The 16,650-nt window shown below is 43.2% G+C and carries 16 protein-coding genes; all 16 read right to left on the bottom strand.

Going from position 1 to position 16,650, the window contains the following annotated elements; all coding sequences use genetic code 11:
* Positions 1-9: 9 nt before the first annotated feature.
* The 16 genes from lpxA to HC965_RS18615 all read right to left on the bottom strand — a co-directional run bounded on the left by lpxA (position 10) and on the right by HC965_RS18615 (position 16,515).
* Positions 10-777: an acyl-ACP--UDP-N-acetylglucosamine O-acyltransferase gene (gene lpxA / locus HC965_RS18540; RefSeq protein ID WP_191032844.1), complete on the bottom strand. Its 768-nt coding sequence runs from the start codon at positions 775-777 to the stop codon at positions 10-12.
* Between the two features lie 19 nt (positions 778-796).
* Positions 797-2,182 (bottom strand): bifunctional UDP-3-O-[3-hydroxymyristoyl] N-acetylglucosamine deacetylase/3-hydroxyacyl-ACP dehydratase, encoded by a 1,386-nt coding sequence (locus HC965_RS18545; protein ID WP_191032845.1) that lies wholly within the window; start codon positions 2,180-2,182, stop codon positions 797-799.
* Between the two features lie 11 nt (positions 2,183-2,193).
* Entirely contained in the window at positions 2,194-3,234 is a 1,041-nt protein-coding gene (gene lpxD, locus HC965_RS18550) for a UDP-3-O-(3-hydroxymyristoyl)glucosamine N-acyltransferase (protein WP_191032846.1), read from the bottom strand.
* 82 nt (positions 3,235-3,316) lie between these two features.
* The gene (locus HC965_RS18555) at positions 3,317-4,546 is read right to left on the bottom strand and encodes an HD domain-containing protein (RefSeq protein WP_191032847.1); all 1,230 of its coding nucleotides are present in this window, start codon (positions 4,544-4,546) and stop codon (positions 3,317-3,319) included.
* A gap of 29 nt (positions 4,547-4,575) precedes the next feature.
* Positions 4,576-5,400, bottom strand: coding sequence for an orotidine-5'-phosphate decarboxylase (pyrF, locus tag HC965_RS18560; protein WP_191032848.1), 825 nt, complete (start codon positions 5,398-5,400; stop codon positions 4,576-4,578).
* 66 nt (positions 5,401-5,466) lie between these two features.
* Positions 5,467-6,579 carry a peptide chain release factor 1 gene (prfA, locus tag HC965_RS18565; RefSeq protein WP_191032849.1) on the bottom strand — a complete coding sequence of 371 codons (1,113 nt, stop codon included), beginning with the start codon at positions 6,577-6,579 and terminating at the stop codon, positions 5,467-5,469.
* Between the two features lie 3 nt (positions 6,580-6,582).
* On the bottom strand, positions 6,583-7,749 hold the full coding sequence (locus HC965_RS18570) for an AIR synthase-related protein (protein WP_191032850.1): 1,167 nt from the start codon (positions 7,747-7,749) through the stop codon (positions 6,583-6,585).
* Positions 7,750-7,906: 157 nt separating this feature from the next.
* Positions 7,907-8,488, bottom strand: a complete 582-nt coding sequence (locus tag HC965_RS18575; protein WP_073347734.1) for a LemA family protein — start codon at positions 8,486-8,488, stop codon at positions 7,907-7,909.
* 50 nt (positions 8,489-8,538) lie between these two features.
* A complete protein-coding gene (locus HC965_RS18580; RefSeq protein ID WP_191032851.1) occupies positions 8,539-9,468 on the bottom strand; it encodes a TPM domain-containing protein in 930 nt (309 codons plus the stop codon).
* 72 nt (positions 9,469-9,540) lie between these two features.
* Positions 9,541-10,491 (bottom strand): alpha/beta hydrolase, encoded by a 951-nt coding sequence (locus tag HC965_RS18585; protein ID WP_191032852.1) that lies wholly within the window; start codon positions 10,489-10,491, stop codon positions 9,541-9,543.
* 55 nt (positions 10,492-10,546) lie between these two features.
* A complete protein-coding gene (locus tag HC965_RS18590) occupies positions 10,547-11,293 on the bottom strand; it encodes a shikimate dehydrogenase (protein WP_191032853.1) in 747 nt (248 codons plus the stop codon).
* 38 nt (positions 11,294-11,331) lie between these two features.
* Complete coding sequence (ubiE, locus tag HC965_RS18595) at positions 11,332-12,069, bottom strand: bifunctional demethylmenaquinone methyltransferase/2-methoxy-6-polyprenyl-1,4-benzoquinol methylase UbiE (protein ID WP_191032854.1); 738 nt, start codon at positions 12,067-12,069, stop codon at positions 11,332-11,334.
* A gap of 2 nt (positions 12,070-12,071) precedes the next feature.
* On the bottom strand, positions 12,072-13,016 hold the full coding sequence (locus tag HC965_RS18600; protein ID WP_191032855.1) for a phosphoribosylaminoimidazolesuccinocarboxamide synthase: 945 nt from the start codon (positions 13,014-13,016) through the stop codon (positions 12,072-12,074).
* A gap of 71 nt (positions 13,017-13,087) precedes the next feature.
* On the bottom strand, positions 13,088-14,104 hold the full coding sequence (locus tag HC965_RS18605; protein WP_191032856.1) for a PhoH family protein: 1,017 nt from the start codon (positions 14,102-14,104) through the stop codon (positions 13,088-13,090).
* A gap of 75 nt (positions 14,105-14,179) precedes the next feature.
* The gene (locus HC965_RS18610) at positions 14,180-15,727 is read right to left on the bottom strand and encodes an ATP-binding protein (protein ID WP_191032857.1); all 1,548 of its coding nucleotides are present in this window, start codon (positions 15,725-15,727) and stop codon (positions 14,180-14,182) included.
* A gap of 110 nt (positions 15,728-15,837) precedes the next feature.
* A complete protein-coding gene (locus HC965_RS18615; protein ID WP_191032858.1) occupies positions 15,838-16,515 on the bottom strand; it encodes a DUF5715 family protein in 678 nt (225 codons plus the stop codon).
* Positions 16,516-16,650 lie beyond the last annotated feature (135 nt).

The raw sequence follows: 16,650 nt of genomic DNA on the forward strand, positions 1-16,650 counted from the left end.
TTGAACTGTTTATTTAATTATACCACGTTCTGAATTACGGATGAAGTCGATGATGTAGTCGATTTCAGGACTCTTCTCGAATTCATCTTCAATTTTCTTTAATGCTTCTGTCGTGTTCAATCCACTTTGGTAGATGATACGATAGGCATTGTGAATACTTTCAATCACCTCATTGGTAAAACCACGACGACGTAAGCCGATAATGTTGATTCCGCTGAAAGCGATTGGTTCGCGTCCTGCAATAATGTAAGGAGGAATGTCCTTGCTGAAACGAGAACCACCTTGAATCATTACATAGCTGCCCACATGACAGAATTGATGCATTAGTACGCCGCCACTAATAATAGCGTTATCATCAATTACGATTTCACCGGCCATCTTGGTAGAGTTACCAATGATGCATCCGTTACCGACCAAAGCATCATGTGCTACGTGCACGCTTTCCATCAGTAAGTTGTTATTTCCCACAATCGTGCGCCCTTTAGCTGCCGTACCACGGTTAATTGTCACGTTCTCGCGAATCAGGTTATTGTCTCCGATTTCGGCTGTTGAATCTTCCCCTTGAAATTTGAGGTCCTGCGGAATAGCCCCGATGACAGCACCCGGAAAAATAGTATTTCCGTTACCAATACGTGAACCAAATAAAATGTTGGCATTAGCCATAATTTTATTGTTGTCGCCGATAACCACGTTTTTATCTATAAATACAAAAGGCGCAATTTCTACATTTTCCCCGATTTTAGCTTCGGGGTGAATATACGCTAAAGGACTTATCATTTGATTTTCCAATTGTTAATTACTTATTTTTTACTATTTGTGCCATAAATTCAGCTTCGCAAACTACTTTTTCCCCAACGAATGCGTAGCCTTTCATTGTGGATATACCACGACGGATAGGTGCTAATAATTCCACACGGAATGTCAGTGTATCTCCCGGCACAACTTTCTGGCGGAACTTCACACCGTCTATCTTCATAAAATAAGTAGAGTAACGCTCCGGTTCGTCAACAGAGTTGAGAACAAGCAAACCACCTACTTGTGCCATTGCCTCTACTTGAAGCACGCCCGGCATAACGGGTTCTTGTGGAAAATGTCCTTGGAAGAAAGGCTCATTGGCAGTAATATTTTTTACACCTACTATATAGTTGGCACCAATTTCAATCACTTTATCTACCAGTTGGAAAGGATAACGGTGCGGCAATAGTTCGCGGATACGGTTTACATCCATCACCGGTTCACGGTTACAATCATAGCTTGGTGCCTGAATATCGTGCAAACGAATTTCTTTCCGCATCTGACGGGCAAACTTGTTGTTAATAGTATGTCCGGGACGGGTAGCGATGATACGCCCTTTAATCGGCTTGCCGATTAAAGCAAGGTCGCCGATAACATCCAGTAATTTGTGACGGGCGCATTCATTCGCCCAAACCAACGGTTTGTGGTTGATGTATCCTAATTCGTCGGCATTCATGTGAGGAACTCCCATAACGTCTGCCAACTGGTCGAAACTTTCCTGTGACATCTTGCGTTCGTAGATTACGATAGCATTGTCCAGGTCGCCCCCTTTAATCAATCCCGCAGAGAGCAGCGGTTCTATTTCGCGAACAAAGACGAATGTACGGCTGGCAGCCACTTCGTCTTTGAATTTATGCATGTCTTCAAGTGTAGCAAACTGATTCGGGATAATGGTCGAATCATAAGAAACCAGTACATTCAGACTGAAATTTTCGTCCGGCAATACAATGATGGAAGAACCTGTCGATTCGTCACGGAATTCAATCTTTGACTTGATGATATAAAAGTCCTTGACAGCATTCTGTTCTACTGTTCCTACACGTTCTATTTCTTGTACATAATATTGTGCACTACCATCTAAAATCGGAAACTCCGGGCCGTTTACCTGAATAAGGCAGTTATCAATGCCCAATGCGTAAAGGGCTGCCATACCATGTTCAACGGTGCTTACTTTGACTCCATTCTTCGACAACACAGTACCACGGGTGGTTTCTGTCACGTTGTCGGCTACTGCATCGATAGTTGGTTGTCCTTCTACGTCAATACGCTGGATTTTGTATCCATGATTGTCCGGAGCAGGATTAAATGTTACAGTGAGATCAAGTCCAGTGTGAAGACCTTTCCCGCTCAGTGAAAAGCTATCTTTCAGCGTTTTTTGTTTCAGCATTGGCTATTTATTTACTTATTTAATAGTTGTTTTAATTCTTCGATTTCCTTGCGCAGGTTACGCAGTTCTTTCTGCATGTCAGGCAAGCTTCTTTGTGCGATAGATGATTTGAAATATTGTTTTAACTCCATAGGAGGGGTACCAATGAGCTGGCTACCGGACTTGATATCTCCCGGTACGCCTGATTGTGCGCCCAAGCCTACTTTATCTCCTATTTTCGAGTGTCCGGCAATACCTACCTGCCCGCCAATCATACACCATTCTCCCACTTTGGTAGAACCGGCGATACCGGCTTGTGCAGCCATTACGGTATGCGAACCGATCTCGTCATTATGGGCTATTTGTATCAGGTTATCCAATTTGACACCACTATGTACTACCGTAGCTCCCATTGTAGCACGGTCTACACAGGTATTGGCACCTATATCTACTTTATCTTCCAGAATAACAATTCCGATTTGAGGAATCTTATCGTATCCGTTCGGAGTAGGGGCGAAACCGAATCCGTCGGCTCCGATTACCGCACCCGAGTGCAGGATACATTCGTTGCCTATGCGGCAATCATGATAAACATTTACATTTGAGTAGAGCAGGCAACTGTTGCCTATCTTTACTCCGTCTCCAACAAAAGTATGTGGATAAATTTGAGTATTATCTCCGATCACGGCGTTTTCGCCAATGTAGGCAAAAGCACCTATATATACGTTCTCACCAATCTTGGCACTGGAGGCAACAAATGCTAATGAATCGATACCCTGTTTTTTAGGTTTGCTCATTTCATAAAGGTTGAGCAATTTTGCCAGGCTTTCGTATGCATTGTCTACTTTGATAAGGGTCGTTTTAATTTCGTGTTCAGGAGTGAAGTCCTTATTAACCAGGACAATGCTAGATTGTGTCTCGTAGATGTAAGGTGTATATTTGGGATTTGACAGGAAAGAAATTGCTCCGGGCATTCCCTCTTCAATTTTAGCGAATGTGTGTACCGTAGCGTTTTCGTCTCCAATGATTTCCCCTTGGATAAATGCTGCAATTTGCTTAGCCGAGAACTCCATGTCTTTAATTTAAAATTTAATTAGTTCACAAATAACGGACTTTTTTTTCAGATTTCCGTGTTATTGCATGAATATTTTATACTTATCTATGTAATCTCTGGTAGCAGAGATAGTATTTCTTTACCTTTTTGGACAATAACGAGATATTCAACATGTCCGATGCTTCGGCAATATTTTTGATAGTGCCGTCTTTGTAGATAATGTCAATACTGTCATCTGCCGGGTCGTACATATTCTTTTCGATGCTGGGGGTAGAGACAAAATAGTTCGCTTCGGAAAGTGTTATGCCTAATTGCTGGCTGATTTGCAAAGTTAATTCTTTTTTTCTGTCTTCACTAATCGGTTCCGACGAAATTTCCACTTTAAAGATATTTCGGTTAATCATTCCCATGCTTAAAGTGGAAAGAACCTTGTCGGTATGGGTACTCCATACTTTCAGGGCCGTCCATATATCGTTATCATCCAGTTGTACAAAGTTCTCCAGACAATCGGGGTTGTTGTAGAACTCTTCGGGAGTGATATCTTTGTAAAGGAAAAAACGCAATGCGGGTGATGCGAACAGCTCCACTCCCTGCGAAGCCAGTTCTTTGGCGCGCAAAAGGGTACTGATAAGCATCTTTTCGTAGGCTACCGAAGTCTTGTGCAGATATACCTGCCAATACATCAGGCGACGTGCCGTGAGGAAGTTCTCGATGGAGTAGATTCCTTTGGATTCGATGACAAGGCGGTCGTCTGCCACATCAAGCATCTTGATGATTCGTGCCGAGCCGATGTTTCCTTCCGTAACTCCCGTATAGAAACTGTCACGACGGAGATAATCAAGCCTGTCCATATCCAACTGACCGCTGACAAGCTGATGCAGGAAGCGTTTCGGATACTCGTCCTTGAAGATTTGAATGGCAAGGCTAAGCTGACCGTTCATTTCTTTGTTCATCCGTTCCATTAGCATAATGGAAATCTCTTCGTGGGGAATTCCTTTAACAATGGTGTCTTCCAGTACATGAGAGAAAGGGCCGTGTCCAATGTCATGCAGCAGAATGGCAGCCTGTACAGCTTCCGCTTCACTGTCGAAGATGAAATTACCTTTGGAAGCCAGTTGTGTGATTGCTTCGCTCATCAGGTAGAAAGCACCCAGGGAGTGTTGGAAACGGGTATGCTGCGCACCGGGATATACCACAGACGATAGCCCTACCTGCTTGATACGGGTAAGGCGCTGCAAAAGGGGATGCCGTACTATATCGTACAGCAACCCCTTCGGAATATTGATAAACCCGAATACCGGGTCGTTGATTATCTTTCTTTCGTGAGACATTCGTTTCTTTTAGAGATTTTGTTTTCTTTTCAGAGAATTGCTTTGAGCTGTTCGGCCATTTGTGCCTGTACTTCTTGTGCGGCGGTGCGGGCAGCTTCAGCAAATTTTTCCGTTTTGTCCACGTAGATTATACCACGGGATGAGTTAACAATTAATCCGCAAGTACTGTTCATTCCATATTTACAAACTTCTTCGAGTGAGCCACCTTGAGCGCCGACACCAGGAACAAGAAGGAAGTGATTGGGAACAATCTTACGAATATCCTCGAAAGCGCGTCCCTGCGTTGCGCCTACCACATACATCATGCAGTCGTCGCTTGCCCATTCCTGTGATTTGCGCAGTACTTTTTCAAACAAACGTTCACCGTTCGCGTCTTCTGTCAATTGGAAGTCATGAGAACCTTTGTTGGATGTCAAAGCTAATAATATAACCCATTTTCCTTCATAAGTAAGGAATGGAGTAACACTGTCCTCACCCATATAAGGAGCTACTGTGACAGAGTCGATATTCAGTTCTTCGAAGAATGTACGGGCATACATGGCGGAAGTGTTTCCGATATCGCCACGTTTTGCATCGGCAATGATGAACTGGTCGGGATAATTATCTTTGATGTATTTTACTGTCTTTTCAAACGCAATCCATCCTTTTACACCCATGCTTTCATAAAAAGCCAGGTTCGGTTTGTAGGCGATACACAAATCTGCTGTTGCATCGATGATTGCTTTGTTGAATGTAAAGATAGGGTCTTCTTCTTTCAACAGATGTTCCGGGATTTTCTTGATGTCGGTATCAAGTCCTACGCAAAGGAATGATTTTTTGCGTTTTATGTTTTCAAATAATTGTTGCTTATCCATCTTGTTATTTACTATTATGCGATTTACTATTTACAATTTAAAGCCCCGCTCTCAACTTTCTATTTTCTACAACTCACTTTCTTTCAATCTTTCCGCATTTTCTGCCACAATCAGGTGGTCGATGCAGTCTTGGATATCTCCGTCCATGAAAGCAGCAAGATTGTAAATTGTATAGTTGATACGATGGTCGGTGATACGTCCTTGTGGATAGTTGTAAGTGCGGATTTTAGCCGAACGGTCTCCGGTTGATACCATTGTCTTACGCTTGGAAGCAATGTCGTCGATATACTTTTGATGTTCTTTGTCGTAGATAAACGTACGGAGACGGGCCAATGCACGTTCTTTATTTTTCGGTTGGTCGCGTGTTTCGGTACATTCAATCAGGATTTCTTCGGCGATACCTGTATTCGGGTTCTTCCATATATAGCGCAGGCGCACTCCGGATTCTACCTTATTTACGTTCTGTCCGCCGGCACCGCCGCTTCGGAAAGTATCCCATTTGATTTCACCTTCATTGATGACTACATCGAATTCTTCCGCTTCGGGAAGTACAGCTACTGAAGCTGCTGAAGTATGTACGCGCCCTTGAGTTTCTGTGGCAGGAACACGCTGTACACGATGTACGCCCGATTCATATTTCAAGATTCCGTAAACATTGTCACCTGTGACGCTGCAAACTACTTCCTTGAAGCCACCGGCTGTTCCTTCGTTTGCATTGGACACTTCCATCTTCCAGCCTTTTGTCTCACAGAATTTAGCATACATACGGAAAAGGTCACCGGCAAAGATAGCGGCTTCGTCACCGCCTGCACCACCACGAATTTCAAGAATTGCATTCTTACTGTCTTGCGGGTCGGCAGGAACAAGCATCAGTTTGATTTCTTCTTCCAATACAGGAAGGCGTTCCTGACTATTGTCCATCTCTTCCTTTGCCATTTCACGCATTTCGGCATCCGACTCATTGGACAGAATATTTTTGGCTTCTTCAATGTTGCCCAACAATTGGATATATTCCTTACGGGCTTTCATTAAATCATCCAGTTCCTTATATTCCTTAGTCAGTTTAACATAACGCTTTTGGTCGGCAATTACTGACGGGTCAGTGATAAGGGTTGATATTTCTTCAAAACGGGCTACAAGACCGTCTAATTTTTCTAATATGGTACTGTTATCTGCCATTCTTTAATATCTGAATTCTCCGAACTCGCTCTTAATAATTAATTCCGTATTGTCACATTCTTCAACGCGTCCTACAATTTGCGCCGGGATACCGAATGATTCGGAGATAGCGATAACTTCAGCTGCATGCTCGGGTGACAGATAAACTTCAAGACGGTGTCCCATATTGAATACTTTGTACATTTCTGCCCAATCAGTACCGCTTTGCTCTTGAATAGTCTTGAACAACGGAGGAACAGGGAAAAGATTGTCTTTTACTACACGGACGTTTTCAACAAAGTGAAGCACTTTGGTCTGCGCACCGCCTGAGCAGTGAACCATTCCGTGGATTTCAGGGCGTAATGCATCCAGCAATTTCTTCACTACCGGTGCATAAGTACGGGTAGGAGAGAGTATTAACTTACCTGCATCAATCGGGGAATCTTCTACGCTATCCGTTAATTTTAGATTTCCTGAATAAACCAATTCTTCGGGAACTGCTGCATCATAGCTTTCCGGGTATTTTTCAGCAAGATATTTGCCGAATACATCGTGACGGGCACTTGTCAGACCATTGCTGCCCATGCCGCCGTTATATTCTTTCTCGTAAGTAGCTTGTCCGTAAGAAGCAAGACCAACGATTACGTCGCCCGGACGGATATTGGCATTGTCAATAACGTCTGAACGTTTCATGCGGCAAGTTACAGTAGAATCAACAATGATGGTGCGTACCAAGTCGCCGACGTCAGCCGTTTCACCACCGGTTGCATATACGCCTACACCCATTTCGCGGAGTTCGGCAAGTAATTCGTCTGTTCCGTTAATGATGGCGGAGATGACTTCTCCCGTGATTAATAACTTGTTGCGTCCGATTGTTGAAGAAACAAGAATGTTGTCTACAGCGCCTACACAAAGCAAGTCGTCGATATTCATAATCAAAGCATCCTGGGCAATTCCTTTCCAAACAGACAAGTCGCCTGTTTCTTTCCAGTACATATAAGCGAGGGAAGATTTGGTTCCGGCGCCGTCGGCATGCATGATATTACAATATTCCGGGTCACCTCCCAATATATCGGGAATAATTTTGCAGAATGCTTTCGGGAAAATTCCTTTGTCGATGTTCTTGATGGCGTTGTGCACATCTTCTTTTGATGCGCTTACTCCACGCATCATGTATCGTTGATTACTCATGAGTTATAGAATTATTTTGTATACGGCTGCAAAAGTACTGCTTTTTTTTCGTACAGCCAACTATCTTAATAGAAATGCCGCTGACTAATAAAGTTTTCGTGTCTAATGAGATACGAACACTTTTAGTCAGCGGCACAATCTTTTCAGCAGAGTTTTCTTAGAATTCTACTTTAGGCGCTTTTTCGCTACCTTCTTCTGCTTCAAAATATGCTTTCTTGTCGAATCCGAACATTCCTGCAAAGATACTCTTAGGGAAACGGCGGATATTAGTATTATAAGCCTGTGCAGCATCATTGAAATTCTTGCGTGCTACATTGATGCGGTTTTCCGTACCTTCCAGTTGAGCCTGCAATTCAAGGAAATTCTGATTCGCTTTCAAGTCGGGATAACTCTCCGTGATAGCTAATAACTTACCTAAAGCAGAAGTGACGGCACCCTGCGCTTTCTGATATTGCGCGAGCTTTTCCGGTGTCAGGTCGGCAGCATCCACTTTGATTTGTGTTGCTTGGCTGCGTGCGGCAACAACTCCTTCCAATGTCTCTTTTTCGTGCGTTGCATACCCTTTGACTGTATTTACCAGGTTGGGAATCAAGTCGGCACGGCGTTGATATTGCGTTTCCACATTCGCCCATTGACCGCTTACATTCTCGTCCATAGTAACCAGGCCGTTGTATACACTGACTGCCCAAAAGACAAGGATAGCTACAACGGCTAAGATGATGATAATTGACTTTTTCATGTTTATTGTTTTTATTGATATTGATAATCTGATTTATTAAATTAGGAGTTTTAGAACCGTGAACCGGCACCACCGCCGCCACCCATTCCGCCACCGAAGCTGCCGCCACTAAAGCCACCACCTCTGCTGCCGCCGAAACTTCCACCAGCCATTCCACCGATGAATGGTCCTCCTCCGCCACCACTACGATGATGATTGTTATTCTCGTAACTTTGCTGACGGCGTTTTACTTTATTCCCACAATTTGTACAAGTATAAGTAACGTCTTCTACCTTTATGCCATTAAGCCGGGAAATGATTTTGCTACCACTTCTTTGCAACGTATGTTTTCCGCATTTCGGGCAACGACTTTGCTTGCGTGCGGCAAAGAAAGAAATAGTTCCACCTATTAGACAGAAAAAGAAGATAGCAAGGAGAACATAAGCTAAACCATCGTTGCCTTCGCCCGAATCGGAAAGGGAATCATTCTCCATAGAACCGTCAAGCCGTTGGCAAGTTGCTTCCAACCCCGCTACCATTCCTTCGCTCCAATTCCCGTCTTTCAGATAAGGAATCATGTACTTCGTCTGAATCCTCTTGCAGATAGCATCAGGAAGAACTCCTTCCAATCCATAACCAGTGTAAAACTGGATACAACGCTGGTCGGTAACTAATAAAATAACCAAACCGTTATTTTTGTCCTTCTTTCCTACACCCCATTTATTGAGTAGCTGGTGGCAGAAATTGAAGCAATCTTCATCCCCGATAGATGGGACAGCAGCAACTACTGTTTCAATTCCCGTCTGCTGTTCCAAGGCATAAAGCATTGCATCTATTTTGTTACAAGCAGCCTGTGAAAGTATCCCCGCAGGGTTACAGACATACTGCATTTTATTTTGTAAGTGAACTTTCGGAAGATTATCTACCGTATATACTTTCTCTTGAGCCTGTAAGGGTATCAGCAGAAAAGTAAAGATTATAAGTGTGAATATTGATTTCATAACAGTCGTTTTACATTTGCAAAGATAGAAACTTTTTCTGTTATGAATCTAAAACTCCTTGTTATAATAGGTTTAATGAATGTATCGCCCGACGAACTCACGGACTTTATCGGTGTATTCCTGTTTATTCTCTTTGTATGAAACGGCATGAGCGGCACCCGGCACAATCCAAAGCTCCTTTGGTTCCGGTTTGGCTTCATAAAGCGAATATACCATCCAGGTCGGCACATACGTGTCTTTATCTCCATGAATAAAAAACATAGGCAACTCGCACTTAGCCACTTGTTTCAGTGAAGAAGCTTCTTTGAAATTCCAACCGTATTTCTTTTCGCATAGCCAGCTCGTGGTGTACATCAACGGGAAAGACGGAAGTCCGAAAGACGACTTCAGCTCATGTGAAAATTCATCCCATACACTGGTATAACCACAATCTTCCACAAAGCATTTTACAAAAGGCTGCTGTTCCTCACCGGATAGCATCATTGTGGTTGCACCGCCCATCGAAATGCCGTGTACGACCATCTGCGTACTGTCTCCGAATATATTATTGGCAATATTCATCCATTGTAATACATCAAATCGGTCTTTCCAGCCCATCTGAATGGCCCGTCCTTCACTTTCTCCCTGATGCTGAAGGTCGGGAAGTAAAATGTTATAGCCTAAATCGCGGTTATATAAATAACCAATCATAAACATACGAATAGCATTGTCCGTATGTCCGTGAACAATAACAGCCGTTTTATTGGTAGGTTCGGGAGCAGCGACATAGTAGGCATGAAGCTGTATGCCGTGCGGATTGATAATAAAGGTATCTTTCAATGCATCTGCCTGCCGCAGACTATCCACCCACGGACGCAGAAACGGATAGTTACTGTACATAAAAGGATAAGAGTCAGCGTCTTTAGACAAAATTTTGGCATTCGGAGTGAGAGAGAAGTTCAGCATATAGAAACTTCCCCCAATCGTACAACCCGTCATCATCAACATGATGATGATAATGCTATAAACAACTTTTCTCTTCATATTATACCTTTAACTTTTTTTGCTCCATCGCCTTGAAAAAGGGGTAGGAGAGATACTATTTATGCCAGATTTCCCAGGCGGCAAATGCCTGAAGAAGCAACATCTCAAGGCCGTTTTTGACGACGGCACCCTGTGCTTCTCCCTTTTTCATGAAAAGGGTAACGTTTGGATTATATAACAAATCGTAGAGCAAATGGTTTGGAGTAACTAATTCATAAGGAATGTTGGGACAGAAATCGACCTTAGGAAACATACCGACAGGAGTACAGTTTACGATTACTGTATATTCTGCCATAATTTCAGGACTTAGTTCTTCGTAAGTGAGCATACCGTCCGCTCTATGGGTACGCGAAACGAATACACTTTCGATTCCTAAATTTTTCAGACCGTGGTAGACAGCTTTGGAAGCTCCGCCAGTACCTAGAATCAGGGCTTTTTTGTGATGAGGTTGCAATAGCGGTTGTATAGACTGTGTAAATCCGATAATATCGGAATTATAGCCAACCAACTTTACCTTGCCTTTCGGTTGACGAATAATTTTGATTACATTCACTGCGCCGATTTTCGCAGTATCAGGATCCAGTTCACTTAAAAAAGGAATCACTTGTTCCTTGTAAGGAATGGTGACATTAAGGCCGCGCAGATTGGGATTCTCTTCAATCACTTCCATGAAATCATTGATTTGGGGAATCTCAAAATTCACGTATTCCGCATTGATGCCTTCGGATTTGAACTTCTCATTAAAGTATCCGATAGAAAATGAATGTCTCAAGGGGTAGCCGATTAAACCATATTTTTCCATAATACGAAAGGATTAAATTAATCAATCATAAAAACTCACTATTTTGTCGCGGTATAAAGAGTGCAGATGCCAAAGGTTAGTCGCTTGAAATTAACTTCGCTGAATCCGGCTCGTGAGATGACTCCTTTCATGATTTCCCCTTGGGGAAATGCCTTGATGGTGTCCGGCAGATAACGGTAGGCACTGTTGTCTTTGGAGAGAAGTTTGCCCAGCAATGGGATGACGACTTTAGAGTAGATGGAAAACAGTTGTTTCATCGGGAAACGGTCGGGAGTGGTAAGCTCCAGAATCACAAGATGACCGCCCGGTTTCAGCACGCGGCACATTTCGGAGAGCCCTTTGTCGAGGTCTTCGAAGTTGCGGATACCGAACGCTACGGTAATGGCGTCAAAGTCATTGTCGGCAAAAGAGAGTGAAGTACAGTCCTCCCGGGCAAAAGAAATTTTGTCCGAGAGTCCTTCCTTCTTTACTTTTTCACGTCCCACGTTCATCATACCCTCCGAGATGTCCGTGCCGATCAACTCGGCAGGTTGCAACTTGCGGCAGGCGAGGATGGCAAAATCACCCGTGCCGGTAGCTACGTCCATCATACGCTGTGGCTGGAAAGGGCGTAGCCAGGCAATGGCTTTGCGACGCCAACTGCGGTCGATACCTAAAGATAAGGTATGATTCAGTTTGTCATAGGCATGCGCGATGTTGTCGAACATGCGTTCCACTTGCTCCGTCTTCTTTCCTTCCTCATCGTAAGGCTTGATATGTTGTTGTGGGTAGTCCATTCTTATTTAGTCAAGAAATTCATTACGTTCTTTTCGATACGTTCAGCGATATTGCTGGTATCTTCTTTCACAAATTTCTCGCCGGTGATGTTTTCGAACAATTCGATGTAACGGTCACTGATGCTTTGTACGATAGCCGGAGTCATTTCAGGTACTTTCTGACCGTCTTTGCCCTGGAAACCGTTTTCCATCAACCATTCGCGAACGAATTCTTTAGAAAGCTGTTTCTGCGGTTCGCCTTTCTCGAAACGATCCTGATAACCTTCCGAGTAGAAATAACGGCTTGAGTCAGGAGTATGGATTTCGTCCATCAGGTAGATAATACCGTTGTGCTTGCCGAATTCATATTTGGTATCGACAAGAATCAATCCGCGTTCAGCAGCGATTTCAGTACCACGTTTGAAGAGGGCCAGTGTATATTTTTCAAGTACTTCATACTCTTCGGGAGTAGCCAGTCCTTGTTTCAGGATTTCTTCTTTAGAGATATCTTCGTCGTGCAGTCCCATTTCGGCTTTGGTAGTCGGGGTTACGATTGGTTCGGGAAATTTCTCGTTTTCACGCATTCCGTCCGGCAACTTCACACCGCAAATCTCGCGAACGCCGCTTTTGTAAGTACGCCATGCGCTGCCGCACAGGTAGCCACGTACAATCATTTCTACTGGAAAGCCTTCGCATAATACACCGACAGTAACCATCGGGTCCGGCGTAGCCATTTTCCAGTTCGGACAGATGTCAGTAGTGGCATCGAGGAATTTAGCTGCAATCTGATTCAGCATTTGCCCTTTGTAAGGAATACCTTCAGGCAGTACTACGTCAAAGGCCGAAATACGGTCGGTTGCTACCATGACGAGTTTTTCGCCGTTGATGTTGTACACATCGCGCACTTTTCCGTGGTACACGCTTTTCTGTCCCGGAAAGTTGAAATCTGTTTTTGTTAATGCTTTCATTGTTTTATTTATAATTACAAATTACAAGTTTCAAATCACAAGTCGCAATAGGTATTCCGTACCTGAAGCGATTATTCTTTTGCCAGTTTCACCGGACGTTCGCCGTTGAACACCAGTTGTTCGTTTTTCCGCTTATCCCGTTCGGCTTTTGTTTCTTTGTCGAATTTCTCATAAGCGTCTACGATACGTTCCACCAGTTTGTGGCGTACAATGTCTTTCTTATTCAGTTCGACAAAGCTGATACCTTTTACTCCTTTCAGGATGCGGATAGCCTGTACCAGTCCCGATATTTGTGAAGCGGGAAGGTCAATCTGTGTCATATCTCCCGTCACAATCATTTTGGTGTTCATCCCCATACGGGTGAGGAACATTTTGATTTGCTGTGCGGTAGTATTCTGTGCTTCGTCAAGAATCACGACTGCATCATTCAGCGTGCGTCCGCGCATAAAGGCTAACGGGGCAATTTGTATAATGTTCAATTCCATGTATTCCTTTAACTTGGCGGCGGGTATCATGTCCTGAAGGGCATCGTACAAAGGTTGCAGATACGGGTCAATCTTATCTTTCATGTCGCCGGGCAGGAAACCGAGCTTTTCTCCGGCTTCTACGGCGGGACGGCTGAGGATAATCTTCTTGATTTCCTTGTTCTTCAGCGCACGCACGGCAAGGGCGATGGCAGTGTAGGTCTTTCCCGAACCTGCCGGGCCGATGGCAAATACCATATCATTCTTGGCGAATCCTTCCACCAGCTTTAGCTGGTTTTCACTTCGGGGGATGATAGGCTTTCCCGTGACGCTGAACACAATCACGTTTCCGGTCTGTTCCGCTTGGGGAGCATTCCCTTTTATAATGTCGATGATAACTTCTTCTTTCAGAGAATTATATTCGGCGCAATACTTTTCGAGTTTGGTGATATTTTCTTCGAAAGCACACATTTCTTCCTCGTCGCCCAGCACTTTGATGACATTGCCACGGGCAACGATACGTAGCTTCGGATATAAAGCTTTAATTAACTGTATGTTGGCGTTGTTTACGCCATAAAAAATAACAGGATCAATATCCTCAAGAACAATCAGTTTCTCTATCATTCAATCGTATTAAAGAAAAATTTCTGCAAATTTAATGAAACGTTTTGGATTCTCTGATTGTTTGGGGATGAATTTTTATTCAACTATCCACTTCTCGATGTTTCTCGTCTCATTGCTGAAGTTTACACCGATTTTGATAATTTTTCGCTCATCAGCAGAGAAAGGTTGGGCATATTGTTTCTCGTTGATTTGTTTCAAAGCTTCTTCGGCACTTCCTTCCAGTTTGAATTCCATCACGTAGATGAAGCGTTCTGTTTGTAGCACAAGGTCAATGCGTCCCTGTGAAGTATGATACTCGGCTTTAACGTAAAATCCTATCAGCTTGAATACAATGAAAAGAACATTTTGATAATGTAATTCCAAGTCGCGTATCAGTTCATAAGGAGTATCTGCAAAGAAGCTTTGCAGACGGTGGAAGAAAGCATCATAATTACCTTGCTCTATTTCTGCAACGAATTTACGTATTTGAAAAGGAGATTCAATAGGATCTACATTCGCATAAAAGGGAAGAAGATATTTCACGAATCCTTCTTCAACTTCACGATTGGGGAAACCTAAGCGATAGATGTCAAACCGCTTGTCATATCCTTTAATCGTCAGATACCCACTCTGATAAATGACCGGAATAGGATTTCTGGAAGTTGAATCAATGCTGTTCAATATGTCCGAATCCGTTTCTTCGTTTGCCATGCGTTGAAGATCATAGTGCGAATGTTTTAATAATTCCACCAAATAGGTCGGAGTTCCGGTTTCAAACCAGTAACTTCCGAATTTCATCTTATAGAATGTATTAAGCAGGCTAAACGGATTATATATACCTATGGAGTCCTCTACAAAGTGATAGCCGTCATAGCAGTCTTTCAGTTCTTTACATACTTCTTCATACGTCATTTTCTGACTTTTTGCCAAGACGTGCAAGTCTTCCTCCAGGTTATCATGAATTTCTTTTTCTGTGATACCGCAAATATCGACGTATTGTTCGTCCATCGAAATATCAATCAGATTGTTCAGGTCACTGAATACGCTGATTTTTCCGAATTTAGTGACACCTGTCAGAAATCCCAATTTGATACAACCATCTTTGCTTTTCAATACTCCATAGAAAGGTTTTAGCGTGTTTCGGAAATACCGTTGCAGTTCTTCATTACCGATAGCTTGCAACATTGGTTTGTCATATTCATCCACTAGAATGACTACACGTTCTCCCGTTTGTTCGTAAGCGCGTTCGATGATTCCTGCGAAGCGTAGCGAAAAAGTAACCTCAGACGGACGTGTTCCGTACAGATTCTCCCAACGTTTCAGATTATCATTGAGAATATAATCAAGGCTTTCGGGCGTATCATATTTCTCAATATTCAAGTCAAGATGCAATATCGGGTGCTTTATCCAGTCCTTTTCCAAATGTTCGATAGCGAGTCCTTCGAAAAGCTCTTTTTTTCCCTCATAATACGCTTTGATGGTGGAGAGCAGCAGGCTTTTACCAAAACGGCGCGGACGACTGAGAAAATAGTAACGACCGGTCTTGGCTAATCGATAGACAAGCTTTGTCTTATCTATATAAAAATACCCGTCTTTTCTCAGACTTTCGAAATTTTGTATGCCGATAGGATATATTTTGCTCATAATCTGATGTTTTAAACTGTAGTCACACAAAGATAGATGTTTCTCTGCATAACACAAAATTAAAATGAAAGGTTTTGCCCCGTTCTGTCAAATCATCCGGAAAAGGTTTGTCAACGAGCTGTGATGTGGAAGCACCCTTGCTTTAACTCATATTTGATATAGCATTTTTCCGCTTTCCGCAAATCCCTTAGAACCTCTGACAGAACGAGTTTCAGCGTATCCGCGCTGACATCCTGCAAAGGGCGTCCATCTTTATCTTCCACCTTCTTGAAGCGTTTCCAACTGACATCGAAAGTGGCTCCGAAGCAGTGTGCGGAGTTGGCAGAAGCATTTCCATTCCGGCGGCGGAGGCGTTTCACATCGTTCTCGGTACGCAATACTGAAGTGACGATTACCTGATTCGGATTCAAACCTTTGGCAGTCAGTGAATCGAGGAAGTTGGAACCAATCGAGTCGAGCAGTGCACTGGCACGGGGAACGAGGTAAGGGATGGAGTGTGTAAGTGAATCTACCACATAAAAGTCATTACCAGTAATATGCTCTAGCTTTTCTTTCATATCTTCAGCAGCTTCACGGTCGGCCAGTGGACGGATGCCAATCTTCTTGGCTACTTCCAAATGGGCGTCATTCAAATCAGGGAAAGAACGTTTGTAGCTGACTACCCCATGAATGTTGCGCGGCTCGTTCAGTTTCAGCGACATATCTTTCTTTTTGCAGCCGGCTGTGAGAGTAATGAAACTTGTAATTAGTATAAATAATGGTAGAATGCGAAGTTTATTAGGGCTCATTTTGATTTTTTTGCCTGCAAAGTTATATGAAAACGTTGGAATATATGCATGAAATTGAAAGAATTGAATATTTTATAATGGAGAATGAGTATATAAATAGTGTGCTGATGAGAAAAAGAATTCCTTCTTTTCCCA

This window comes from Bacteroides sp. GM023 (genome assembly GCF_014750685.1).
Lineage (GTDB): Bacteria > Bacteroidota > Bacteroidia > Bacteroidales > Bacteroidaceae > Bacteroides.

Coding starts and splice junctions, on each gene's coding strand:
- ubiE (WP_191032854.1), bottom strand. CDS start 12,069: ATGGACTACCCACAACAACATATCAAGCCTTACGATGAGGAAGGAAAG.
- HC965_RS18590 (WP_191032853.1), bottom strand. CDS start 11,293: ATGGAAAAATATGGTTTAATCGGCTACCCCTTGAGACATTCATTTTCT.
- HC965_RS18545 (WP_191032845.1), bottom strand. CDS start 2,182: ATGCTGAAACAAAAAACGCTGAAAGATAGCTTTTCACTGAGCGGGAAA.
- HC965_RS18580 (WP_191032851.1), bottom strand. CDS start 9,468: ATGAAATCAATATTCACACTTATAATCTTTACTTTTCTGCTGATACCC.
- prfA (WP_191032849.1), bottom strand. CDS start 6,579: ATGGCAGATAACAGTACCATATTAGAAAAATTAGACGGTCTTGTAGCC.
- pyrF (WP_191032848.1), bottom strand. CDS start 5,400: ATGGATAAGCAACAATTATTTGAAAACATAAAACGCAAAAAATCATTC.
- HC965_RS18605 (WP_191032856.1), bottom strand. CDS start 14,104: ATGATAGAGAAACTGATTGTTCTTGAGGATATTGATCCTGTTATTTTT.
- HC965_RS18555 (WP_191032847.1), bottom strand. CDS start 4,546: ATGTCTCACGAAAGAAAGATAATCAACGACCCGGTATTCGGGTTTATC.
- lpxA (WP_191032844.1), bottom strand. CDS start 777: ATGATAAGTCCTTTAGCGTATATTCACCCCGAAGCTAAAATCGGGGAA.
- HC965_RS18615 (WP_191032858.1), bottom strand. CDS start 16,515: ATGAGCCCTAATAAACTTCGCATTCTACCATTATTTATACTAATTACA.
- HC965_RS18570 (WP_191032850.1), bottom strand. CDS start 7,749: ATGAGTAATCAACGATACATGATGCGTGGAGTAAGCGCATCAAAAGAA.
- HC965_RS18575 (WP_073347734.1), bottom strand. CDS start 8,488: ATGAAAAAGTCAATTATCATCATCTTAGCCGTTGTAGCTATCCTTGTC.
- HC965_RS18610 (WP_191032857.1), bottom strand. CDS start 15,727: ATGAGCAAAATATATCCTATCGGCATACAAAATTTCGAAAGTCTGAGA.
- HC965_RS18600 (WP_191032855.1), bottom strand. CDS start 13,016: ATGAAAGCATTAACAAAAACAGATTTCAACTTTCCGGGACAGAAAAGC.
- lpxD (WP_191032846.1), bottom strand. CDS start 3,234: ATGGAGTTCTCGGCTAAGCAAATTGCAGCATTTATCCAAGGGGAAATC.
- HC965_RS18585 (WP_191032852.1), bottom strand. CDS start 10,491: ATGAAGAGAAAAGTTGTTTATAGCATTATCATCATCATGTTGATGATG.